Origin of the sequence: Pseudomonas sp. AK181 (genome assembly GCF_051122975.1) — a bacterium.
Taxonomy (GTDB): domain Bacteria; phylum Pseudomonadota; class Gammaproteobacteria; order Pseudomonadales; family Pseudomonadaceae; genus Aquipseudomonas; species Aquipseudomonas lactis.
Window position 1 is genome coordinate 1940795 of record NZ_CP146348.1, and the last position, 21978, is coordinate 1962772.

A 21978-nucleotide genomic window follows, 5' to 3' on the forward strand; every position below is an offset into this window, starting at 1 on the left:
CGCCTTCGCGCTGACTGAAACCGAATTTTAAGGACCTACAGATAATGGCTATCGAAATCAAAGCCCCGTCATTCCCGGAATCGGTTGCCGATGGCACCGTTGCCACCTGGCACAAGAAACCAGGCGAGGCCGTCAAGCGTGACGACCTGATCGTCGACATCGAGACCGACAAAGTCGTACTGGAAGTGTTGGCCGAAGCTGACGGCGTGCTGGGCGCGATCGTGGCTGAAGAGGGCGCTACCGTTCTGTCGAACCAGGTACTGGGTTCGATCGAAGAGGGCAGCGCTGCTGCGGCTCCTGCTCCTGCCGCCGCTGCACCGGCTGCTTCTGCGCCTGCCGCACCGGCTGCGGGTGGCGAAGACCCAATCGCTGCACCGGCTGCGCGTCAACTGGCGGAAGAAAACGGCATCAACCTGGCTTCCATCAAGGGCACTGGCAAAGACGGCCGCGTGACCAAGGAAGACGTGGTTGCCGCCGTTGAAGCCAAGAAGAACGCTCCGGCTGCCGCACCTGCCAAGCCAGCCGCGCCTGCTGCCGCTGCACCTGTGTTTGCTGCGGGCGACCGCACCGAGAAGCGCGTACCGATGACTCGCGTACGTGCCACCGTGGCCAAGCGCCTGGTTGAAGCACAGTCGAACATGGCGATGCTGACCACCTTCAACGAAGTCGACATGACCGAAGTCATGGCCCTGCGTTCGAAGTACAAGGACCTGTTCGAGAAGTCCCACAACGGCGTGCGCCTGGGCTTCATGTCGTTCTTCGTGAAAGCGGCCACCGAAGCGCTGAAGCGCTTCCCGGCAGTCAACGCTTCCATCGACGGCGGCGACATCGTTTACCACGGCTACTCGGATATCGGCGTTGCCGTCTCCAGCGACCGTGGCCTGGTGGTTCCAGTACTGCGTAACGCCGAGCTGATGAGCCTGGCCGAAATCGAAGGCGGCATCGCCGGCTTCGGCAAGAAAGCCCGTGACGGCAAGCTGACCATCGACGAGATGACCGGCGGTACCTTCACCATCACCAACGGTGGTACCTTCGGTTCGATGATGTCGACGCCGATTGTCAACCCACCGCAAGCCGCGATCCTGGGCATGCACAACATCATCCAGCGTCCGATGGCCATCAACGGCCAGGTTGTGATCCGCCCAATGATGTACCTGGCACTGTCTTACGATCACCGCCTGATCGACGGTAAAGAAGCCGTGACGTTCCTGGTGACCATCAAGAACCTGCTGGAAGACCCGGCTCGCCTGCTCCTGGACATCTGATAGAAGCAGTTGCACGTTGCGAGCTACAAGCTGTAGGAAAAAGCAGCTTGGCTTGCAACGTGTGGCTAGAAGCTTGTCGCAAATAGAGGATCTATTTTCATGACACAGAAATTTGACGTTGTAGTGATTGGTGCAGGCCCTGGCGGCTATGTTGCCGCCATCAAGGCCGCGCAACTGGGCCTCTCCACTGCTTGCATCGAAAAATACACCGACAAGGAAGGCAAACTGGCGCTGGGCGGTACTTGCCTGAACGTAGGTTGCATTCCGTCCAAGGCGCTGCTGGACAGCTCCTGGAAATTCCACGAAGCCCAAGACGGCTTCGCGATCCACGGCATCAACCATGCTGGCGTGACCATGGACGTGCCAGCAATGGTCGGCCGTAAAGCCAACATCGTCAAAGGCCTGACTTCCGGCGTTGCCACCTTGTTCAAGGCTAACGGCGTTACGTCGATTCAAGGCCACGGCAAGCTGCTGGCCGGCAAGAAAGTTGAAGTCACCAAGCCAGACGGTTCGGTTGAAGTCATCGAAGCCGAAAACGTGATCCTGGCCCCAGGTTCGCGTCCAATCGACATCCCACCTGCACCTGTTGATAACAACGTGATCGTTGATTCGACCGGCGCCCTGGAATTCCAAGCCGTACCTAAGCGTCTGGGCGTGATCGGCGCTGGCGTTATCGGCCTGGAGCTGGGTTCGGTATGGTCGCGTCTGGGCGCTGAAGTCACCGTGCTGGAAGCCCTGGACACGTTCCTGCTGGCTGCCGACACCGCGGTGTCCAAGGAAGCGCTGAAAACCCTGACCAAACAAGGTCTGGACATCAAGCTCGGCGCCCGTGTTACCGGTTCCAAGGTCAACGGCGAAGAAGTCGTAGTGACCTACACCGATAAAGACGGCGAGCAGACCATCACCTTCGACAAGCTGATCGTCGCCGTGGGCCGCCGCCCAGTGACCAACGACCTGCTGGCTTCCGACAGCGGCGTGAACATCGACGAGCGTGGTTTCATCCACGTTGACGATCATTGCGCCACCACCGTGCCTGGCGTCTATGCCATTGGCGACGTGGTTCGTGGCATGATGCTGGCCCACAAGGCTTCCGAAGAGGGCATCATGGTCGTTGAGCGCATCAAGGGTCACAAGACCCAGATGAACTACGACCTGATCCCATCGGTTATCTACACCCACCCGGAAATTGCATGGGTCGGCAAGAACGAACAGCAGTTGAAAGCTGAAGGCGTTGAAGTTAACGTCGGCACCTTCCCGTTTGCCGCTTCTGGCCGTGCCATGGCAGCTAACGACACCGGTGGTTTTGTCAAAGTCATCGCTGATGCCAAGACTGACCGCGTATTGGGCGTCCATGTGATTGGCCCAAGCGCTGCAGAACTGGTTCAGCAAGGCGCAATCGGCATGGAATTCGGCACCAGTGCCGAGGACCTGGGCATGATGGTCTTCTCCCATCCGACCCTGTCCGAAGCGTTGCACGAAGCCGCGTTGGCAGTGAATGGCGGCGCCATCCACATCGCCAACCGCAAGAAGCGCTAAGCGAGATAATAAGAAACCACGGCGGAGTTGCCCGTCGTGAGCCTTGCGCGCAAGACTCACCGCGGAATATCCGCTGGACGCAGCCTTGCGCAGCTTTACGGGCCATAAGCCCCGCAAGTTGCGCAAGCAGCAGTCACAGGTGGCGCGGCACTCATAATGAGCGCAGCGCCGAATGCGCAGTACCTAACGAAGACGGTAAAAAGCATGAATCTTCACGAGTATCAGGGTAAGCAGCTGTTCGCTGAATACGGCCTGCCAGTTTCCAAGGGCTACGCAGTAGACACCCCGGAAGCAGCAGCAGAAGCTTGCGACAAAATCGGCGGCAGCGAGTGGGTTGTCAAAGCCCAGGTCCACGCCGGTGGTCGCGGTAAAGCGGGCGGCGTCAAGCTGGTTCGCAGCAAAGAAGACGCCAAGGCCTTCGCACAGCAGTGGCTGGGCAAGCGTCTGGTGACTTACCAGACTGATGCCAATGGCCAACCAGTCACCAAGATCCTGGTTGAATCGTGCACTGATATCGCTAAAGAGCTGTACCTGGGCGCTGTCGTTGACCGTTCGAGCCGTCGCATCGTGTTCATGGCTTCCACCGAAGGTGGCGTGGACATCGAGAAAATCGCTCACGAAACCCCAGAAAAAATTCTGAAGGCCACTATCGATCCACTGGTTGGCGCACAGCCATTCCAGGGTCGCGAGCTGGCTTTCCAGCTGGGTCTGGAAGGCAAGCAAGTTGCCCAGTTCGCCAAGATCTTCGTTGGTCTGGCCAAACTGTTCCAGGATCACGATCTGGCCCTGCTGGAAGTGAACCCGCTGGTGATCAAGGCTGACGGCGATCTGCACTGCCTCGACGCCAAGATCAACATCGACGCCAACGCCATGTACCGTCAGCCTAAGCTGAAGACTTTCCACGATCCGTCGCAAGACGATCCGCGCGAAGCGCACGCTGCCAAGTTCGAACTGAACTACGTAGCCCTGGAAGGTAACATCGGCTGCATGGTCAACGGTGCTGGCCTGGCCATGGGTACCATGGACATCGTCAACCTGCATGGCGGCAAGCCAGCCAACTTCCTCGACGTAGGTGGTGGCGCTACCAAGGAACGCGTTACCGAAGCGTTCAAGATCATCCTGTCCGACTCCAACGTCGCTGCAGTACTGGTCAACATCTTCGGCGGCATCGTTCGTTGCGACATGATTGCCGAAGGCATCATCGGTGCAGTGAAAGAAGTCGGCGTTAAAATCCCGGTTGTTGTTCGCCTTGAAGGTAACAACGCTGAACTGGGCGCTAAAGTACTGGCAGAAAGCGGTTTGAACATCATCGCGGCTACCAGCCTGACCGACGCTGCTCAACAAGTTGTCAAAGCTGCGGAGGGCAAGTAATGAGCGTCCTGATCAATAAAGACACCAAAGTTATCTGCCAGGGTATTACCGGTTCGCAAGGTAGTTTCCACACCCAGCAAGCCATCGAATACGGTACCCAGATGGTTGGCGGCGTAACTCCTGGCAAAGGCGGCACCGAGCACCTGGGCCTGCCCGTGTTCAACACCGTGAAAGAAGCCGTAGAAGCCACTGGCGCCACCGCCAGCGTGATCTACGTTCCAGCTCCTTTCTGCAAGGACTCGATCCTGGAAGCGGCATTCGGCGGCATCAAGCTGATCGTCTGCATCACCGAAGGCATTCCTACCCTGGACATGCTGGACGCTAAAGTTAAGTGCGACGAGCTGGGCGTAGTCCTGATCGGCCCTAACTGCCCAGGCGTGATCACCCCAGGCGAATGCAAGATCGGCATCATGCCAGGTCACATTCACTTGCCAGGTAAAGTCGGTATCGTTTCCCGTTCCGGTACCCTGACCTACGAAGCTGTGAAGCAGACCACTGACGCCGGTTTCGGTCAGTCGACTTGCGTCGGCATCGGCGGTGACCCGATCCCAGGCTCCAACTTCATCGACATCCTGAAGCTGTTCCAGGAAGACCCGAAGACCGAAGCGATCGTGATGATCGGCGAGATCGGCGGTTCGGCTGAAGAAGAAGCGGCTGCCTACATCAAGGCCCACGTGACCAAGCCGGTTGTTTCCTACATCGCTGGTGTGACTGCCCCTGCGGGCAAGCGCATGGGCCATGCTGGCGCAATCATCTCTGGCGGCAAAGGCACTGCAGACGAGAAATTCGCTGCACTGCAAGACGCAGGCGTTAAAACCGTGCGTTCGCTGGCAGACATCGGCAAGGCCCTGGCCGAGCTGACCGGTTGGGCTGTCAAGTAAGCCTCGCGCTTAGCTGACGCTTCACCACACAAAGGCCACCTTCGGGTGGCCTTTGTGCATTCTGGGTATACGCAGATTTGGGGATGTACTCGGTTCAATGTGGGAGCTGGCTTGCCTGCGATGCAGACACCTCGGTGCATCAGCCATACCGAGTCGATGCCATCGCAGGCAAGCCAGCTCCCACAGGGTGGGTATTGCCCAATTAAGTATGAAAACGCGACATTGAAATGTCGCTTATCGGACAGTCCGCCCCGCAACAGTGCGTTTGTCAGCCTAATTCTGTACTCTAGCCGCCTCTTTATGCGTCCGCGTCCCAAAAGGAAGCTGCGCGCTAGACCGGTCGGTCCCCACAAGGGCCGGCAGCATTTCCCTCATCCATAGGGAAGCCCTCTCTAAATTCCGATTCAGTAGTGTGGTATTTCCTCAAATGAAAGTGTTGAAAAGCCAGGATATCCTGGCGCTGGGCTTTATGACCTTTGCCCTGTTCGTGGGCGCCGGCAACATCATCTTCCCGCCTATCGTTGGTTTGCAGTCCGGGCCGCATGTGTGGATGGCGGCGCTGGGCTTTCTGATCACCGCAGTCGGTTTGCCGGTGGTCACCGTGATCGCCCTGGCCAAGGTCGGTGGTGGCATGGATGCGCTGAGCAGCCCGATTGGCAAGATCGCCGGTGGCCTGCTGGCGGCAGCGGCCTACCTGGCCGTGGGCCCGCTGTTTGCGACCCCGCGCACCGCAACCGTGTCGTTTGAAGTGGGCCTGGCGCCCTTGACCGGTGAAAGTCCGTTGGCGCTGTTCCTCTACAGCTCGGTGTATTTTTTGGTGGTGTTCTTTGTCTCCCTGTACCCAGGTCGACTGCTGGACACCGTGGGCCGTTTCCTGGCGCCGCTGAAGATCATCGCCCTGGCCATTCTCGGCATCGCTGCGTTTGCCTTGCCCGCAGGTGAGGTGGGGGTTGCCACGCCGGAATACGTGGCCGCGCCATTCTCCCAAGGCTTTATCAATGGTTACCTGACCATGGATACTTTGGGCGCCCTGGTGTTCGGCATCGTGATCGTCAACGCGATCCGCTCCCGTGGCGTCGAGTCGCCCAAGCTGATCACCCGCTACGCGATCATTGCCGGGCTGATTGCCGGCGTGGGCCTGGCGCTGGTGTACGTCAGCCTGTTCCGCCTGGGTTCGGGCAGCCATGCCGTGGCCGCGGGTGCCAGCAATGGCGCGGCGGTACTGCACGCCTACGTGCAATACACGTTCGGCTCCCTGGGCAGTGGTTTCCTCGCCGTGCTGATTTCCCTGGCATGCCTGGTGACTGCCGTGGGTCTGACCTGCGCCTGCGCCGAGTACTTCAGCAAGATCCTGCCACTGTCCTACAAGACCCTGGTGGTGATCCTGGCGCTGTTCTCGCTGTTTGTGTCCAACCTGGGCCTGACCAAGCTGATTGCCTTCTCGATTCCGGTGCTGACCGCGATCTACCCGCCGTGCATCGTGTTGGTGGCCCTGAGCTTCTGCAAAGGGTTCTGGCAGGAACAGGGCCGTATTGTCGGCCCGGTGATGCTGGTGTCGTTCATCTTTGGCTGCATCGACGCACTCAAGGGTGCAGGCCTGGCGGGTTGGATGCCAACGCAGTTGGTAAACCTGCCGTTGAGCGAACAAGGCTTGGCGTGGCTGGTGCCGTCGGTGATGACGCTGGTGGCGGCGGTGGTGATTGACCGTATGCTGGGCAAGCGCAGCGAAGCCATCGCGTAACACGCGGTTCGTGCTGTACTGAAATGCCCCGTATCAAACGATACGGGGCATTTTTTTTGAGTCGATGGCAGTGTCTTTTTTTTGGGGATGGCGTCAAAAATCTCAAGTTGAAAACACTGGTCGGTGTGGGAGCTGGCTTGCCTGCGATGGCGGCACATCGGTTGTGCGCGGTGGTGACTGCAAAGACGCTATCGCAGGCAAGCCAGCTCCCACATTTGGACTGTGTCGGCCCTATCATCCTGTGTACAAGGACCTGCATGTCGTTCGTTGAAGCCAATTGGATCCACCTGATCGCCGCCCTCTGGTTTGTTGTCTGCTGGGGCGGCTACACCCGTTACGCAACCTGGAAAGCCCGGGACACCGCGTGCCTGGCCAGTGTGTTGCACCTGTACCGTGAAGACTGGATGCGCCGCATGCTATTGCGCGACAACCGCATCGCCGACGCCAGTGTGATCGGTAACCTGGAGCGCAATGCCTCGTTCTTCGCGTCCAGCACCTTGATCATCCTCGCCGGTATCCTCACTGTGCTGGGGGCTTCGGAGCGGGCGGTGTCACTGCTGGCAGATATTCCCATGGTGCAGCAGGCATCCCAGGGCATGTCGGAGATCAAATTGCTGTGCCTGGCACTGGTGTTCGTCTACGCCTTTTTCACCTTCAGCTGGTGCATGCGCCAGTACAACTTCGCGGCGGTGCTGGTGGGCTCGGCGCCCATGATCGGTGAACGGCATGTGTCGGAGCAGGAGCGCAAGGCATTTGCTTTGCGGGCGGCGCGAGTGATTTCGATGGCGGCCAACCAGTTCAACTTTGGCCTGCGTGCTTATTACTTTGGCATGACCATGCTGGCCTGGTTTGTCAGCCCCTGGTTGTTCATGTTGATGAGCAGCGGGGTGGTGTTGGTGCTGTACCGCCGTGAGTTCCATTCCGATGTATTGCAGGTAATGGTGTATACCCCGACCGATATGCCAGCAGTCGAGGCTGTAAAAGACGGCGCATCGTAGCGCTGGCGGCAAATCGCAGACAAAGAAAAGCCCGCTTAGTCAGCGGGCTTTCTTTTTGCTGCAATACAGCTTTAAACCGTGCGATTACTGCTTGGCAGGTTCTGCTGGTGCGGCAGGTGCAGCTTCTTTTGCAGCAGCTTCGTTCGATTCGGCCTGAGCTTTGGCAGCTTCGGCGTTTTCTTTCGCAGCGTCGTTCACTTTATCCTGTGCTTTAGCCATATCTTGCTGAGCTTGCTCAGAATGTGCGGCAGCGTCTTGAGCTTTGTCTTCGGATTTCTTGTCGCAGGCAGCCAGACCGAGAGCAGCGGCCAGCATCATGGAAATAGCTAATGTCTTACGCATGGGGTGTTTCTCCTTATTGAAGATATCTACTGGCCTTTCGAACCCAAGGGGCCAGCATTAGTTCCTTATGTCCCACAGATATATAGCATGTTTCGTACAGGAACTTTATCCAGTCATTCCCATCCGCTGAATTCACACTAATAAGAGTCTAAAAACAATGACCGAAAACCCTTTGTTAGAGCGTGCGGTGCGCTTCGTTTCGGCCCTGCGCCATTGCCAGGTGCTGGGTGTGGCTGTGCATGAAGCCAGCGAGGAGGGCATGACTCTCGTACTGCCGTATGGGCCGCATATCGTCGGTGACCCCCTGAGCGGGGTGATCCACGGCGGCGCGCTCACCTCGTTGATGGACACCGCGTGCGGCATGGCAACCCTGTGCGTACTGCCCGAGTTCGAAGTGTGCCCCACCCTGGACCTGCGTATCGACTACATGCATCCCGCCGAACCCCATAAGCCGGTGTATGGCTTCGCGCAATGTTACCGGGTGACCACCGACGTGATTTTCACCCGTGGCGTTGCCTATCAGGATGACCCGCAACAACCTATCGCCCATGTGGTGGGCACGTTCATGCGCATGGGCAAGCGCCTCAAAGGCACCCAAGGCTTGGGTACGGTCATCAAGGGAGAGCAGGCATGACGCATCGGTTCAAGACCCGTCTGGAGCAAGCCCTCGATCGTGGCAACTATGACGCGCTGCTGGAGTTGGTGCCCTATGCCAGGTTGATCGGCATCGAATGCACCCGTCTGGGGGATGAGTTGCTGTTTCGCCTGCCGGCCAACAAGGACAACATTGGTAACCCCATATTGCCGGCGTTGCATGGCGGGGTGATCGCAGGCTTCATGGAGCTGGCAGCCGCCCTGCATCTGATGGTGTTTACGGGCGCTCCGGGCCTGCCGAAAATCATCGATTTCTCCCTGGATTATCTGCGCGCCGGCCAGTTTCGTGACACCTATGCCAAGTGCCAGGTATGGCGCCAGGGCCGGCGCGTGGCCAACGTGGCGATTACCGCCTGGCAGAGCACCCCGGCCGAGCCGATTGCCACCGCCCGGGCACATTTCAAAATTGAGGAATTGGCCCGCCCTTGAAATCCTGGCCTGAGCCCCCAACTTTGATGACAACCCGCCGCCAACCCTTTCGGGCGCGGCCACTGCCATCCAATTGGAGTTTGATGACCATGAGTGTGGAAACTCAAAAGGAAACCCTGGGCTTCCAGACCGAGGTGAAGCAACTGCTGCACCTCATGATCCATTCGCTGTATTCCAACAAGGAAATTTTCCTTCGCGAATTGATCTCGAACGCCTCTGACGCTGTCGACAAATTACGTTTCGAAGCCCTGTCCAAGCCTGAGTTGCTGGAAGGCGGCGCGGAACTGAAGATCCGTGTGAGCTACGACAAAGACGCCAAAACCGTCACTCTCGAAGACAACGGTATCGGCATGAGCCGTGACGATGCGATCACCCACCTGGGGACCATCGCCAAATCCGGCACCGCAGATTTCATGAAGAACCTGTCGGGCGACCAGAAAAAAGACTCTCACCTGATCGGCCAGTTCGGCGTGGGCTTCTATTCGGCCTTCATCGTCGCCGACAAGGTTGAAGTCTTCAGCCGCCGCGCCGGCCTCGACGCCAGCGAAGGTGTGCACTGGGCTTCCAAGGGCGAGGGCGAATTTGAAATCGCCACGATCGACAAGGCCGACCGCGGCACCCGCATCGTGCTGCACCTGAAAGCCGGTGAAGATGAATTCGCCGATGGCTGGCGCCTGCGCAACATCATCAAGAAGTACTCCGACCACATCGCGTTGCCGATCGAGTTGCCCAAGGAGCAGACCGTTGCCGAAGGCGAAGAAGCCCCGGCGGTAGAGTGGGAAACCGTCAACCGCGCCAGCGCCCTGTGGACCCGTCCGCGTACCGAGATCAAGGACGAGGAATACCAGGAGTTCTACAAGCACATCGGGCACGATTACGAGAACCCGCTGAGCTGGAGCCACAACAAGGTTGAAGGCAAGCTCGAATACAGCTCGCTGCTCTACGTCCCGGCCCGTGCTCCGTTCGACCTGTACCAGCGTGAAGCACCAAAAGGCTTGAAGCTGTACGTGCAGCGCGTGTTCGTGATGGACCAGGCGGAATCCTTCCTGCCGCTGTACCTGCGCTTTATCAAAGGCGTGGTCGACTCCAACGACCTGTCGCTGAACGTCTCGCGGGAAATCCTGCAGAAAGACCCGATCATTGACTCCATGAAGTCGGCGCTGACCAAGCGTGTACTCGACATGCTGGAAAAACTGGCGAAGAACGAGCCTGAGCAATACAAGAGCTTCTGGAAGAACTTCGGCCAGGTGATGAAAGAAGGCCCGGCGGAAGATTTTGCCAACAAGGAAAAAATCGCCGGCTTGCTGCGTTTTGCTTCGACTCAGGGCGAAGACGGCGAGCAGGTTGTGTCCCTGGCTGACTACCTGGCGCGCGCCAAGGAAGGTCAGGACAAGATCTACTACCTGACCGGCGAAACCTATGCCCAGGTCAAGAACAGCCCGCACCTGGAAGTCTTCCGCAAGAAAGGCATCGAAGTGCTGCTGCTGACCGACCGTATCGATGAGTGGCTGATGAGCTATCTCACCGAGTTCGACGGCAAAACCTTTGTCGACGTGGCCCGTGGTGACCTGGACCTGGGTAACCTGGACTCCGAAGAAGAGAAGAAAGAAGCCGAAGAAGTCGCCAAGTCCAAAGAGGGCCTGGTTGAGCGCATCAAGGCTTCCCTGGGCGACGCGGTCAGTGAAGTGCGGGTTTCCCACCGCCTGACCGACTCCCCGGCGATCCTGGCCATCGGCGAGCAGGACCTGGGCTTGCAGATGCGCCAGATCCTTGAAGCCAGCGGGCAGAAAGTGCCGGACTCCAAGCCGATCTTCGAATTCAACCCGTCTCACCCGCTGATCGAGAAACTCGATGGCGAGCAGAGCGAAGAGCGGTTTGGCGACCTGTCGCACATCCTCTTCGACCAGGCCGCCCTGGCAGCCGGCGACAGCTTGAAGGACCCGGCCGCGTATGTGCGCCGACTGAACAAGCTGTTGGTTGAATTGTCGGTTTAACACCGTTGTAGAAAAACCCGCTTCGGCGGGTTTTTTCATTTGTAGGAGCGAGCTTGCTCGCGAAAAACGTCAACGATAACGCGTACATCCTGAATCAACGCGGTGCCCTGAAGTTTTTCGCGAGCAAGCTCGCTCCTACCGTTGCATTACCGTTTCTGCGTGTACCTCAACTGGAGTGAATCATGAGCCAAGTCACTGTACGTTCCGTGGTCTATCAGATTGATGGCCAGTCTTATGAAAGCCGTCTGGCGTTCGATGCCAGCCACAAAGCCCCGCTTCCGGGCTTGCTGATGGCGCCGAACTGGATGGGCGTGAGCGCGGGGGCCGAAGAGATCGCCAAGGCTGTCGCCAGCAAAGGCTATGTGGTGTTGATTGCCGACCTCTACGGGCAAACCGTGCGGCCTTCAAATGGCGATGAAGCCGGTGCGGCGATGATGCCGTTGAAGAATGATCGCCCGCTGCTGAACAAACGCATGCAAGCGGCCTTCGAGCAACTGCAAGGCCAGACTGAAGCCGCAGTGGACACGTCGAAACTGGCCACCTTCGGCTTCTGCTTCGGCGGTTGCTGCTCCCTGGAGCTGGCCCGTACCGGTGCGCCGTTGAAGGCCGCTGTGTCGTTCCATGGCACCCTGGATACACCGAACCCGGCGGACGCGAAGAACATCAAGGGGGCAGTGCTGGTGCTGCATGGCGCCGCGGACCCGTTGGTGCCCAAAGAACAACTGCCGGCGTTCGAAGATGAAATGAACGCGGCAGGTGTGGATTGGCAGTTGCTCAGCTACGGCGGCGCGGTGCATTCCTTCACCGACCCCCATGCCAATGTGCCAGGCAAGATGATGTACGACGCGAAGACCGCTGCTCGGGCGTTCCAGGCGATGCATAACTTGTTGGATGAAGTGTTCAAGGGCTGATTTCTCAGCGCCCGATCGGACGCCATCGCAGGCAAGCCAGCTCCTACATTCTAAAATGTGTATACCCATCAAATGTGGGAGCTGGCTTGCCTGCGATAGCTATTTAACAGGCAACTCGATTCTTTCTGACTCCCCCGGCACAGTGGGCCAGTCCCCAGCCGCCCAGCGCTGCCTCGCCTGCTCGATCACCGCCGGATCGCTCGCCACAAAATTCCAGTTGATCCGTCGTGGCCCATCCAGCGGCGCCCCGCCAAATACCATCAGGTGGCAATCACTCTCGGCATACAGGGTCATCTCCTGCCCAGCCGGCAATACCACCAGACTGTTCACCTCCAGCGCTTCACCGTCCAACTGCACCTCACCCTCCAGCACATACACCGCACGTTCCTCATGCTCATCGGCAATCAGCAGGGTCGTGGCGGTTTGCATCTGCACTTCGGCATACAGCGTCGGCGACAGCACCGGCACGGGTGATTTGAGGCAAAAACCATTACCGGCGATCAAGCGGATTTGCACACCGAGGTTATCGCTCACCGGCAAGCTTGCAGCGGGGTGATGGCTGTAGTGTCCAGGCCCCGTCTCGTGGTCCTTGGGCGAGGCCAGCCACACCTGCAGGCCATGCAGGTTGAAACCCCTGGCCTTGAACGCTTGCGGTGTGCGCTCGACGTGGGCAATTGCGCTGCCAGCGGTCATCCAGCTGACATCGCCGGCTTGCACCACCTGGTCCGAGCCAAGGCTGTCCTTATGCTGCAAGGCGCCTTCAAACAGGTAGGTGAGGGTGGACAGGCCGATGTGGGGATGCTGGCGGATATTCATGCCGGTACCCGGCGCATAGCGGGTCGGCAGCATATGGTCGAAAAACACAAAGGGCCCGACGCTGCGGCATTCACGCGAGGGCAGGGGGCGCAGGATGGGCTGGCCTTCTACATCTTCGGGGCGAGGGCGAATTACGGTGAGGGGGGTCATGGGCATCCCAGTCTGAGCGGGTTGGATGCGATGAAGCATAACCCGCTCGGTGGGAAGTTGGGGCTATTGGCTGAAGGCGCCTTCCGACAGTTTTGTCTCAATAGTGACTTCGGCGGTGGTCATCAGCTTATGTACCGGGCACTTATCGGCCACCCGATGCAGTTCATCGCGCTGGGCGTCGGTGAGCACGCCCTTGAGGGTCAGCTTGACGTTGAGCTTGTATTTACCCTTCTGCTCCTCGGTGCTGTCGTGGGTGACCTCCACGGTCACGCCGGTCAGCGGGATACCTTTTTTCTGCGCGTAGAGCCTTACGGTCAAGGCTTTGCACGACGCCAGCGCAGCATCGAAATAATCGTGAGGGGAGGGGGCCGAATCGTCACCGCCCAGGCTCTTGGGCAGGTCGGTAAACAGCTCGTGATTATTGATATTCACGCTGTGACGGAAGTTTTCAGCGTTCAGCGTATTGACGGTAACAGGCATGGCAAACCTCGTAAGGGCGCAGGATGAAGGTCATGCAGTTATAGAGCATGCTGGCACTCCAGTGTTCCGGTTTTTTCCATGCTGAACCCGCAAGGCTGGCGCAAGGTCTACCCGTATCCGCCCTTATTGAGGTTTTACCGTGTTTGGAGCCCGCCTGAGTCTTGCCTTGTTGCTCGCCGTCAGCAGCCTTGCCGCGCAGGCCCGTGACTACGCCTACAGCGACGCGCACCTGCATTACGTGGATTTTTTCCAGGAAACCGCCGGCATGGACAAGCTGCTCAAGGCCATGGCGGACAACCGCATTGAGCACGTCATGATTTCCGGGATTCCCGTGGCCAAGAAATGGCACGAAGACGAGCCCAAGCGCCCGCGCTACTACGCCGGTGACGACGCCGACGCCTATTGGTACAGCGCCACCGATGTCATCGTCGCGGCGGCGGTCAATAAACTTTCCCGTGAGCAACGCCAGCACTTTCATCCGTTCCTGGCCGGTTTCAATCCCAACGACAAGAACTCCGCGGCCCACATCCAGCGCATGCTCGACCTCAACCCAGGGCTGTGGCAGGGCATTGGGGAAGTGTTCACCCGCCACGATGACCTTACCGCCCTGACCTCGGGTGATACGCCCCGCGCCAATAACGAGGCCATGACACGCATTTACCACCTGGCGGCCGAAAACGATCTGCCGGTGATGCTGCATTCCAACATCACCTCCAAACGTGAGCGCAACCCACTGTACCTGGCGGAAGTCGAGCAGCCGTTACGCAACCACCCGCACACGCGTTTTATCTGGGCGCATGCGGGTACCAGCAAGGAAATCCACCGTCATCAAGTACAGATGGACTTTTTGCTGCCCACCTTGAATCGTCTGCTTGAGGCGTACCCCAACCTGTATATCGACTTGTCCTGGAGCATGCTCACGCCGTATCTGCTGGATGAGGCGGGTAAACCTCGGCCTGAGTGGGTAAAGCTGGTGGAGCGTTTCCCGGATCGCTTCATGCTCGGCTCCGACGTGGTGGGGCGCTTCAATAAGCTGGGCAAGGAAATGCGCCGTTTCGATCCTTTCCTCGATGCGTTGCCCGAAGACGTTGCCCACAAGGTCGCGCGCGACAACTTCCTGGCCATCCTGCCCAAGCCGCCTCGCGATGGCGAGGCGCGTTGATATCGCGTTTTGGTCTTACGCCAATGACCTGAGGTGCCGATAACGTCCAAGAGACCCGCTGCAGGTGGATGCAGTACTTTTGGAAGGAACCCTGGCATGAATATCCGCAGTTTGAATATCGCCCCTCGCGCCGGCCTGGGCTTTGGTGTGCTGGCGTTGATGGTGTTCGTCTTGGGCGGCTTTGCTCTGTTGCAGATGGCCAATATGCGCCAGCAGTCGGACCAGGTGGAGACCAACTGGCTGCCCAGCGTGATGGCGGTGGGGGAGATGAACCAGGATGTGTTGCGCATTCGGGCGCTGACGTTACGCTTGGTGGTCAACCGCGACCCCCAGGCGGTGGCGCAGAACGAGCAGAAAATCGCCGAGATCAAAACCGGTTTGTACCACGCTGAAGGCGTGTACGACGCGTTGATCGTCTTGCCTGAAGAGCGCGTGCTGTTTGATCGCTTCAAGGTCGAGGAGCAACAGTACCTGCAACGCCAGGAGCAGGTGGTGGGCCTATCCAAGGCGAATCGGCTGGAGGAGGCCATTGCGGTGGTCAATGGCGAAATGAATCAGATGGCCGACCAAATGGCTGTCACCCTGCGTGAGCTGGTCAATCTGAACAAGTCCAGCGCCAACGAGGCCGCCCGGCTGGCACAGCAGGTGTTCAGCCAGTCGCGGGTCTGGGTGATGGGCATGATTGGCGTCACGGCGCTGATCACGATCGGCCTGGCGGTGTGGCTCACACGCAGCATCGTGCTGCCGCTGGCACAGTCGTTGAAAGTAGCCCAGGGCGTTGCCAGTGGCGACTTGACCGGCGAGATCAGGCTCAGTGGCAGCGACGAACCGGCGCGCTTGCAGCAGGCGCTCAAGCGCATGCAGGAGAGCCTGCGCGACACTATCCGGCGCATATCTGAATCGTCGAACCAATTGGCGTCCGCGTCCGAAGAGCTCAGTTGCGTTACCGAGGATGCGACCCGTGGTTTGCACCAGCAAAACCAGGAAATCGAACAGGCGGCCACGGCGGTCAATCAGATGACAGCGGCGGTGGAGGAGGTGGCGAGCAATGCCGTGGCCACTTCCCAGGCATCTCGCGAATCCGACCGGATTGCCCAGCAAGGGCGTGAACAGGTGCAGCAGACGGTGGTGTCGATTGAAGCCCTGGCGACCGATGTGACCGCCAATGTGACCCAGGTCGAGGAGTTGGCGCAAAAGGTCTATGGCATCAGCACAGTGCTGGACGTGATTCGCTCGATTGCCGAGCAAACCAACTTGCTGGCCCTGAACGCGGCAATTGAAGCGGCGAGAGCCGGGGATGCCGGGCGCGGGTTTGCGGTGGTGGCCGATGAGGTGCGGGCCTTGGCCCATCGCACGCAACAGTCGACCCAGGAAATCGAACAGATGATCAGCGGCATTCAGCAGGGCACCGACCTGGCCGTCAGCTCGATGCAGCAGAGCAACACACGGGCGCGGTCCACGTTGGACATCGCCAAATCGGCGGGCATGGCCCTGGAAGAAATTGCCTCGGCGTTCACCTTGATCAACGAACGCAACCTGGTGATTGCCAGTGCCTCGGAGGAGCAGGCAGCGGTGGCGCGGGAGGTGGATCGCAACCTGATGAATATCCGCGACCTGGCGCACCAGACGTCGACCGGGGCTAACCAGACCAGTGCGGCGAGCCAGGAGCTGTCGCGGTTGGCGGTGGATCTGAATTCGATGGTGGCGCGGTTTTCGGTGTAGGGCTGGGGGCCGGGTTGGCCCATTCGCAGCATAAGTATCTACACAACTTCGGGATGACGCCGAACCTGTGGCGAGGGAGCTTGCTCCCGTGACGGCCTGACAGCCGGCACTTATCTACCTGCCGCCCCGCGATCAAACTGTGGGAGCTGGCTTGCCTGCGAAGACGGCCTGGCAGTCAACACAGGTGGACTGTGTACATATCCATTCCTGCGGTAACGGCCACTTAGGGTTCCGCCCTGACGGCGGCTCACTTTTGAAAAGCGCAAAAGTAAGCAAAACGCTCTTGCCCCACCACTCGGCACCTCGCCTAGGCTCGGTGTGCCCGTAATCCGCCAGTGATTTGGGGGGCCGCCGCCACGCGCCATCCATGGCGCGGGGCGGCTAAACCGGCATCCCTGCCGGTTTACCCCCCAAATCCCTGTCGAATTCCGGCCAGCGTGGTTTAACGGGGCGCTTAAGATCAAGATCAAAAGCAGATCAAGAGCGGCTCGCTTCGCATCGTGGTTACCGTGTGCTGCTATAGCCCACAAAGTTGTGTAGCTACCGATGCCATTCGCAGGCAAGCCAGCTCCCACATTTGACTGGATTCACAATTCAAAGGTGGGGCTTGCCTGCGATAAAGGCGACGCGGTTTCAAATCAAAGCGCAAAAAAAAGCCCCGAACCAGTCGGGGCTTTTTCATGTGATCAACCTGCGGGGCTTACTTGCCCTGCCAGCGCTTCAGTACCAGGGTGGCATTGGTGCCACCAAAGCCAAAGCTGTTGCTCATCACGGTGTCGATCTTGGCGTTTTCAACGGTCTTGGTCAGGATCGGCATATCGGCCACAACCGGATCAATCTCGTCGATGTTGGCCGAGCCGGCCATGAAGTTGCCTTCCATCATCAGCAAGCAGTAGATCGCTTCGTGAACGCCAGCGGCGCCCAGGGAGTGACCCGACAGGCTCTTGGTGGAGCTGATCTTCGGAGCCTTGTCGCCGAATACCGCACGCACACCTTCCATTTCCTTGGCATCGCCGACCGGGGTCGAGGTGCCGTGGGTGTTGAGGTAGTCGATTGGGGTGTCGACGGTGGACATTGCCATCTGCATGCAGCGGATGGCGCCTTCACCGCTTGGCGCAACCATGTCGTAGCCGTCGGACGTCGCGCCGTAGCCAACGATTTCCGCGTAGATCTTGGCGCCACGGGCCAGGGCGTGTTCCAGCTCCTCGACCACCACCATGCCACCACCGCCGGCGATGACGAAACCGTCACGCTTGGCGTCGTAGGCGCGGGAGGCTTTTTCCGGGGTTTCGTTGTACTGGGTGGACAATGCACCCATGGCGTCGAAGAGGAACGACTGGCTCCAATGTTCTTCTTCACCGCCGCCGGCAAATACGATGTCCTGCTTGCCCAGTTGGATCTGCTCAACGGCAGTCCCGATGCAGTGGGCGCTGGTGGCGCACGCGGAGGAGATCGAGTAGTTCACGCCCTTGATCTGGAAGGGCGTGGCCAGGCAGGCGGAAACGGTGCTGCCCATGGTCCGCGTGACACGGTACGGGCCGACGCGCTTCACGCCTTTTTCGCGCAGGATGTCCAGCGCTTCCATCTGGTTGAGGGTCGATGCGCCGCCGGAGCCGGCGATCAGGCCGGTGCGTACGTTCGAAACCTGATCTTCGCTCAGGCCGGAGTCGGCGATCGCGTCTTTCATGGCCAGGTAGGCGTAGGCGGCAGCGTGGCCGACGAAGCGATAGATCTTGCGATCAATCAGTTCTTCGAGGGGCAGGTCAATGGAGCCGGAAACCTGGCTACGCAGACCCATTTCGGCATATTCCGGGTTGAAGCGGATGCCAGGGCGACTTGCACGCAGGTTAGCGGTGACGGTCTCTTTGTCATTGCCCAGGCAAGAAACGATGCCCAGACCAGTGATAACGACGCGGCGCATGCGGATAACCCTTAAAAGTTGTCAGTGGAAGTGAATACGCCGACCCGAAGGCCTTCGGCAGTATAGATCTCGCGACCGTCGACAGTCACCGAACCGTCGGCGATGGCCAGGTTCAGCTTGCCCTTGAGGACGCGCTTGATTTGAATGTTATAGGTGACTTTCTTGGCGCTCGGCAGTACCTGGCCAAAGAACTTCACTTCGCCCGAACCCAGGGCGCGACCGCGGCCCGGCAGGCCTTGCCAGCCCAGGTAGAAACCGACCAGCTGCCACATGGCGTCAAGGCCCAGGCAGCCTGGCATCACAGGGTCGCCTTCGAAGTGGCACGCGAAGAACCACAGGTCAGGGGTGATATCCAGCTCGGCGACCAATTCACCTTTGCCGTACTTGCCACCCTCTTCGCTGATATGGGTGATGCGATCCACCATCAGCATGTTCGGGGCGGGCAGTTGCGCGTTACCTGGGCCGAACAGCTCACCGCGACTGCAGCGCAGCAGGTCTTCCCGAGTAAAGGCGTTTTGTTTGGTCATGCGAGCTCCTCAATAATCCCATGCGGCAGGGTAGGGCAAATCTTCCCGAACCGAATGAAGCGTTCATGCCTCATAGCGGCAGCCTACACATAGACTATTGCGTTGTAGTGAAAGTCACAGCGGCAAGGCACTGAATGTACACTTGTTCACTGAAATTTTAAACCGGGCCTGTTTATCGGCCCGTTCGGGTGCCTAAGACTGCCGCACTTTCGTCTTTCACGCCAGTCGCAGTTGGCTGATGGCGCGGCGCTACTGTACCCAGCGCTGTAGGATTTGCTGCAAATCCGTGCGTTTGAACGGCTTGGCCAGGTAATCGTTCATTCCAGCTGCGAGGCAGGCTTCGCGGTCGCCCTGCAAGGCGTTGGCCGTCAGGGCGATGATTGGCAGATCGGCGCAGCCGGGCAGTTGGCGAATCTGCCGCGTGGCTTCGTAGCCATCGATCAAGGGCAGGCGGCAATCCATCAGGATGGCGGTGAAAATCAGGCTCTCGGCGCTGCGGATCGCCTCGGCGCCGTCCGTGGCCAGGCTGACTTCAAAGCCCAGGCTGCGCAGCATCGCTTCGACCACGGTGCGGTTGACCGGGTTGTCTTCCACCAGCAGCACGTGGCGCCCGTCGCCGGCGCTGGCTTTGCCGAGTGCGTCAGGCGCGGCCACCGGCACATGCTGCTGGTCGATGGCCAGCGGAATTTCCAGGGTGAACACCGAGCCTCGACCCTCTTCGCTCTGGGCGCGCAAGGTCCCTCCCATGCGCTCGGCCAGGGTGCGCGCAATCGGCAGGCCCAGGCCAGTTCCACCGTAACGCCTGGAAATCGAGCTGTCGGCCTGCTGGAAGGCATCGAACATCAATTCCAGGCGCTCAGCGGAAATGCCAATGCCGCTGTCGCGCACGGTGCAGGTGAACCACACCAGCTCATGGTCCAGGGTTTGCCAGTGGGGCTCGACGGTCACGCTGCCACGTTCGGTAAATTTCAGTGCGTTGCCGATCAGGTTCACCAGGATCTGGCGGATCCGTGTCGGATCGCCGCGCACCCGCAGGGCCTCCATGCCCATGGGAATCGGCAGTTCCAGGCTCAGCCCGCGCTGCTGGGCGCTGTGCTGGAAAGCCTGGGCGCAACTGTTGATAAGGTCGGCGAGGTTGAACGCAATGTGTTCCAGTTCCAGGGCGGCGCGTTCAATGCGCGAGAAATCGAGGATGTCATTGATCACCTTGAGCAAATGCTCGGTGGACTCGGACGCCAGCGCCGCGTACTCGGTCTGCTCCTCGGTCATCTCGGTGGTTTCCAACAGTTGCAGCATGCCCAGCACGCCATTCATGGGCGTGCGCAGTTCGTGGCTCATCATCGCCAGAAAATCCGACTTGGCGTTGTTCGCCCGCTCGGCTTCTTCACGGGTCTGGATCAACTGGGCCATGGCTTGCTGCTGTTCGCGACTGGCCTGTTGAAGGCCCTCGGCCAGGTTGTTGATATGCCGCGAAAGGTCGCCCAGTTCCGAGTCATCTACGATGGGCAGTGGCGTTTTGTAGTCGCCTTGCTGGATGGCCTTGACCGCATGCCCCATGGCGCTGATCGGTTTTGACAGGCTCGCCGACAAGCGTCGCGCCAGCAGGAAAGTAAACAGCAGGGCAAACAGCGCCAGCACCCCGGCCTTGAACAGGATTTCCTGCTGGCGCTGGCTGAACGCATCGTTGGACATACCCACGATCACCCGCCCCAGGTAATCCGCGCGGGGGGCCTTGGGTTCGTTGAGGTTGTCCTGGAAAAAGTCATTGTTGAGCTGAATGTGTTGCAGGCGGATCGGTGCCTGGAACACCTTCACCGACAGCGAGCGGTCGTGCCGCTCGGATGGCTGCTCCACGTACACCAGGATGTTCTCGGCGCTGTCCTGGATCTCGAGGAAGCGCACATGGGGGGTGGCCAAGGTCGCACGCAGCAGGGTTTCAAGCACATCGTTGTTGCCGGAAATCACGCCGTACTCAGTGGCAGGCGCCAGCTGGTTGGCGATCAATTGACCGGTGTGGTCCAGCTCCTGGCGCAAATCCTGGATGCGCACGAAGGTGAAGAAGGTGATGAGCAGCAGGGTCAACAGCAGCGCGGGGCCCAGCGTAATGAGCTGGGTGCGGGTGTTGATATCCCAACGACGACGCAAGGTCATGGGCGTTTTTCTCCTTCGGCCAGGCGGGCGGCAACGGCGACTTCATCGACCTGTTCTATGCCCAGTGAGCGCGCCACTTGCGGGTTGCCTACGACTTTGAAGTGTTGCGGGTAGAGCGTGTGCGGCCAATTGGCCGGCGGCTGGTCCAGCAGCTGGCCCAGCACGGCGAGCCAGTCGGCCTGATCGCTGTAGGTGCTGGCCAGGCTGCCGGCTCGCACAAACCCGGCATTGGGCCCTACTAACGGCAGTTGCTGGGCATAACTGCTCAGCAACAGGTTTTTTACGGTCTTGGGGTTGTACAGGTTCGGGTCGTCGAGGCCCAGTAGCACGTCGCTGTTCTTGAACAGGTTTTGCAGCGGGCGGCTGTCACTGGTGTTCTCCCAGAGCTGGGGCACGATTTCCAGGCCCATGGGCTTGGCGGATTGAGTCAGTTCGCGCAGCAGGAACTCGCTGCCAGACTCGTAAAGCACGCCCACGCGCTGGGCCTGGGGCAGAATATGGGCGATCAGGCGCAACTGACGGTCCAGTGGCGGGTCGCTCCAGAGCAGGCTGACTTTAGCCGGATGGGTGTTGCCCAGGCGTTGCCGGGCCTGCAGGCGGCTGATGCGCAATACCAGGGTGGGCGGCCCTTGGGCATCCTGCAGGCGCCAGTCCAGGCCGGGCAGGTCGAGGAGGATCAGGCGGGTGCTGGCGGGCAAGTCCCTGGGCGCCGGCAACTCGCTGAGGGGGGTGAAGCTGACCTGGTCGTCGGGGCGCTGCTGGGCAAGATCCTGGGTAAAGGCGCGCACGCCGGCGCTGTCTTCGGCGGCCGTCAGCAGGATGTTGGCGCTCCACGCTGGCGCCGTCAGCAACAGGCACGCGAGCAGCAGGCCGCGGCGCCAAAACCGTGAAACCAAGAAGAGGGTCATCCGTGACTGATCGGCCATG

The 21978-nt window shown here is 59.6% G+C and carries 18 protein-coding genes and 2 pseudogenes; 13 read left to right on the forward strand and 7 right to left on the reverse strand.

The annotated features are described in order from the left end of the window. Positions 1–44: 44 nt before the first annotated feature. The 6 genes from odhB (at position 45) to V8689_RS09095 (ending at position 7792) form a co-directional block, all read left to right on the forward strand. Complete coding sequence (gene odhB / locus V8689_RS09070; RefSeq protein WP_056788544.1) at positions 45–1265, forward strand: 2-oxoglutarate dehydrogenase complex dihydrolipoyllysine-residue succinyltransferase; 1221 nt, start codon at positions 45–47, stop codon at positions 1263–1265. A 99-nt stretch (positions 1266–1364) separates the two neighbouring features. Beyond that, on the forward strand, positions 1365–2801 hold the full coding sequence (gene lpdA, locus V8689_RS09075) for a dihydrolipoyl dehydrogenase (protein ID WP_003190010.1): 1437 nt from the start codon (positions 1365–1367) through the stop codon (positions 2799–2801). 204 nt (positions 2802–3005) lie between these two features. Continuing rightward, positions 3006–4172 carry an ADP-forming succinate--CoA ligase subunit beta gene (gene sucC, locus V8689_RS09080; RefSeq protein ID WP_003190011.1) on the forward strand — a complete coding sequence of 389 codons (1167 nt, stop codon included), beginning with the start codon at positions 3006–3008 and terminating at the stop codon, positions 4170–4172. Then, positions 4172–5053, forward strand: a complete 882-nt coding sequence (sucD, locus tag V8689_RS09085; RefSeq protein ID WP_003190013.1) for a succinate--CoA ligase subunit alpha — start codon at positions 4172–4174, stop codon at positions 5051–5053. The genes sucC and sucD overlap by 1 nt, the downstream gene beginning before the upstream one ends. A gap of 427 nt (positions 5054–5480) precedes the next feature. Further along, entirely contained in the window at positions 5481–6794 is a 1314-nt protein-coding gene (brnQ, locus tag V8689_RS09090; RefSeq protein WP_047710425.1) for a branched-chain amino acid transport system II carrier protein, read from the forward strand. Between the two features lie 257 nt (positions 6795–7051). After that, positions 7052–7792 (forward strand): DUF599 domain-containing protein, encoded by a 741-nt coding sequence (locus V8689_RS09095; RefSeq protein WP_056788542.1) that lies wholly within the window; start codon positions 7052–7054, stop codon positions 7790–7792. Between the two features lie 84 nt (positions 7793–7876). Here the strand turns inward: V8689_RS09095 and V8689_RS09100 are convergent, their stop codons facing one another. Continuing rightward, the gene (locus tag V8689_RS09100; RefSeq protein WP_003190018.1) at positions 7877–8134 is read right to left on the reverse strand and encodes a hypothetical protein; all 258 of its coding nucleotides are present in this window, start codon (positions 8132–8134) and stop codon (positions 7877–7879) included. 157 nt (positions 8135–8291) lie between these two features. On the opposite strand from V8689_RS09100, the gene V8689_RS09105 reads away from it, so the two are divergent. From V8689_RS09105 to V8689_RS09120, 4 genes are all read left to right on the forward strand, one after another. Continuing rightward, positions 8292–8768 (forward strand): PaaI family thioesterase, encoded by a 477-nt coding sequence (locus tag V8689_RS09105; protein WP_056788539.1) that lies wholly within the window; start codon positions 8292–8294, stop codon positions 8766–8768. Beyond that, positions 8765–9217, forward strand: a complete 453-nt coding sequence (locus tag V8689_RS09110; protein ID WP_056788537.1) for a PaaI family thioesterase — start codon at positions 8765–8767, stop codon at positions 9215–9217. The genes V8689_RS09105 and V8689_RS09110 overlap by 4 nt, the downstream gene beginning before the upstream one ends. Before the next feature lie 89 nt (positions 9218–9306). Then, on the forward strand, positions 9307–11211 hold the full coding sequence (gene htpG / locus V8689_RS09115) for a molecular chaperone HtpG (protein WP_044273084.1): 1905 nt from the start codon (positions 9307–9309) through the stop codon (positions 11209–11211). Positions 11212–11393: 182 nt separating this feature from the next. After that, positions 11394–12122: a dienelactone hydrolase family protein gene (locus V8689_RS09120; RefSeq protein ID WP_056788534.1), complete on the forward strand. Its 729-nt coding sequence runs from the start codon at positions 11394–11396 to the stop codon at positions 12120–12122. A 99-nt stretch (positions 12123–12221) separates the two neighbouring features. Here the strand turns inward: V8689_RS09120 and V8689_RS09125 are convergent, their stop codons facing one another. Together V8689_RS09125 and V8689_RS09130 are read right to left on the reverse strand one after the other, a co-directional pair. Continuing rightward, the gene (locus V8689_RS09125; RefSeq protein ID WP_056788530.1) at positions 12222–13088 is read right to left on the reverse strand and encodes a pirin family protein; all 867 of its coding nucleotides are present in this window, start codon (positions 13086–13088) and stop codon (positions 12222–12224) included. Positions 13089–13151: 63 nt separating this feature from the next. Continuing rightward, entirely contained in the window at positions 13152–13568 is a 417-nt protein-coding gene (locus V8689_RS09130; RefSeq protein WP_056788527.1) for an OsmC family protein, read from the reverse strand. A 139-nt stretch (positions 13569–13707) separates the two neighbouring features. Here V8689_RS09130 and V8689_RS09135 point away from each other — a divergent pair, with 139 nt between their 5' ends. From V8689_RS09135 to V8689_RS09145, 3 genes and pseudogenes are all read left to right on the forward strand, one after another. Further along, positions 13708–14730 carry an amidohydrolase family protein gene (locus tag V8689_RS09135; RefSeq protein ID WP_056788524.1) on the forward strand — a complete coding sequence of 341 codons (1023 nt, stop codon included), beginning with the start codon at positions 13708–13710 and terminating at the stop codon, positions 14728–14730. Between the two features lie 159 nt (positions 14731–14889). Further along, a pseudogene (locus V8689_RS09140) lies at positions 14890–15549 on the forward strand (MCP four helix bundle domain-containing protein); the annotation flags it as partial. Positions 15550–15858: 309 nt separating this feature from the next. Then, positions 15859–16452: pseudogene (locus V8689_RS09145) on the forward strand (methyl-accepting chemotaxis protein); the annotation flags it as partial. A 700-nt stretch (positions 16453–17152) separates the two neighbouring features. Here V8689_RS09145 and fabB read toward each other — a convergent pair. From fabB to V8689_RS09165, 4 genes are all read right to left on the reverse strand, one after another. Beyond that, positions 17153–18373, reverse strand: coding sequence for a beta-ketoacyl-ACP synthase I (fabB, locus tag V8689_RS09150; protein WP_003190033.1), 1221 nt, complete (start codon positions 18371–18373; stop codon positions 17153–17155). A gap of 11 nt (positions 18374–18384) precedes the next feature. Continuing rightward, a complete protein-coding gene (fabA, locus tag V8689_RS09155; RefSeq protein WP_003190035.1) occupies positions 18385–18900 on the reverse strand; it encodes a 3-hydroxyacyl-[acyl-carrier-protein] dehydratase FabA in 516 nt (171 codons plus the stop codon). A gap of 249 nt (positions 18901–19149) precedes the next feature. Further along, a complete protein-coding gene (locus V8689_RS09160; RefSeq protein ID WP_056788520.1) occupies positions 19150–21051 on the reverse strand; it encodes an ATP-binding protein in 1902 nt (633 codons plus the stop codon). Further along, entirely contained in the window at positions 21048–21977 is a 930-nt protein-coding gene (locus V8689_RS09165) for an ABC transporter substrate-binding protein (protein ID WP_056788512.1), read from the reverse strand. Before V8689_RS09165 ends, V8689_RS09160 begins: the two co-directional genes overlap by 4 nt. Between the last annotated feature and the right edge of the window lies 1 nt (position 21978).

Bases quoted from the DNA above. Each gene is read 5' to 3' on its own strand.
- odhB (WP_056788544.1), top strand. From the start codon at position 45: ATGGCTATCGAAATCAAAGCCCCGTCATTCCCGGAATCGGTTGCCGAT.
- lpdA (WP_003190010.1), top strand. From the start codon at position 1,365: ATGACACAGAAATTTGACGTTGTAGTGATTGGTGCAGGCCCTGGCGGC.
- sucC (WP_003190011.1), top strand. From the start codon at position 3,006: ATGAATCTTCACGAGTATCAGGGTAAGCAGCTGTTCGCTGAATACGGC.
- sucD (WP_003190013.1), top strand. From the start codon at position 4,172: ATGAGCGTCCTGATCAATAAAGACACCAAAGTTATCTGCCAGGGTATT.
- brnQ (WP_047710425.1), top strand. From the start codon at position 5,481: ATGAAAGTGTTGAAAAGCCAGGATATCCTGGCGCTGGGCTTTATGACC.
- V8689_RS09095 (WP_056788542.1), top strand. From the start codon at position 7,052: ATGTCGTTCGTTGAAGCCAATTGGATCCACCTGATCGCCGCCCTCTGG.
- V8689_RS09100 (WP_003190018.1), bottom strand. From the start codon at position 8,134: ATGCGTAAGACATTAGCTATTTCCATGATGCTGGCCGCTGCTCTCGGT.
- V8689_RS09105 (WP_056788539.1), top strand. From the start codon at position 8,292: ATGACCGAAAACCCTTTGTTAGAGCGTGCGGTGCGCTTCGTTTCGGCC.
- V8689_RS09110 (WP_056788537.1), top strand. From the start codon at position 8,765: ATGACGCATCGGTTCAAGACCCGTCTGGAGCAAGCCCTCGATCGTGGC.
- htpG (WP_044273084.1), top strand. From the start codon at position 9,307: ATGAGTGTGGAAACTCAAAAGGAAACCCTGGGCTTCCAGACCGAGGTG.
- V8689_RS09120 (WP_056788534.1), top strand. From the start codon at position 11,394: ATGAGCCAAGTCACTGTACGTTCCGTGGTCTATCAGATTGATGGCCAG.
- V8689_RS09125 (WP_056788530.1), bottom strand. From the start codon at position 13,088: ATGACCCCCCTCACCGTAATTCGCCCTCGCCCCGAAGATGTAGAAGGC.
- V8689_RS09130 (WP_056788527.1), bottom strand. From the start codon at position 13,568: ATGCCTGTTACCGTCAATACGCTGAACGCTGAAAACTTCCGTCACAGC.
- fabB (WP_003190033.1), bottom strand. From the start codon at position 18,373: ATGCGCCGCGTCGTTATCACTGGTCTGGGCATCGTTTCTTGCCTGGGC.
- fabA (WP_003190035.1), bottom strand. From the start codon at position 18,900: ATGACCAAACAAAACGCCTTTACTCGGGAAGACCTGCTGCGCTGCAGT.
- V8689_RS09160 (WP_056788520.1), bottom strand. From the start codon at position 21,051: ATGACCTTGCGTCGTCGTTGGGATATCAACACCCGCACCCAGCTCATT.
- V8689_RS09165 (WP_056788512.1), bottom strand. From the start codon at position 21,977: ATGGCCGATCAGTCACGGATGACCCTCTTCTTGGTTTCACGGTTTTGG.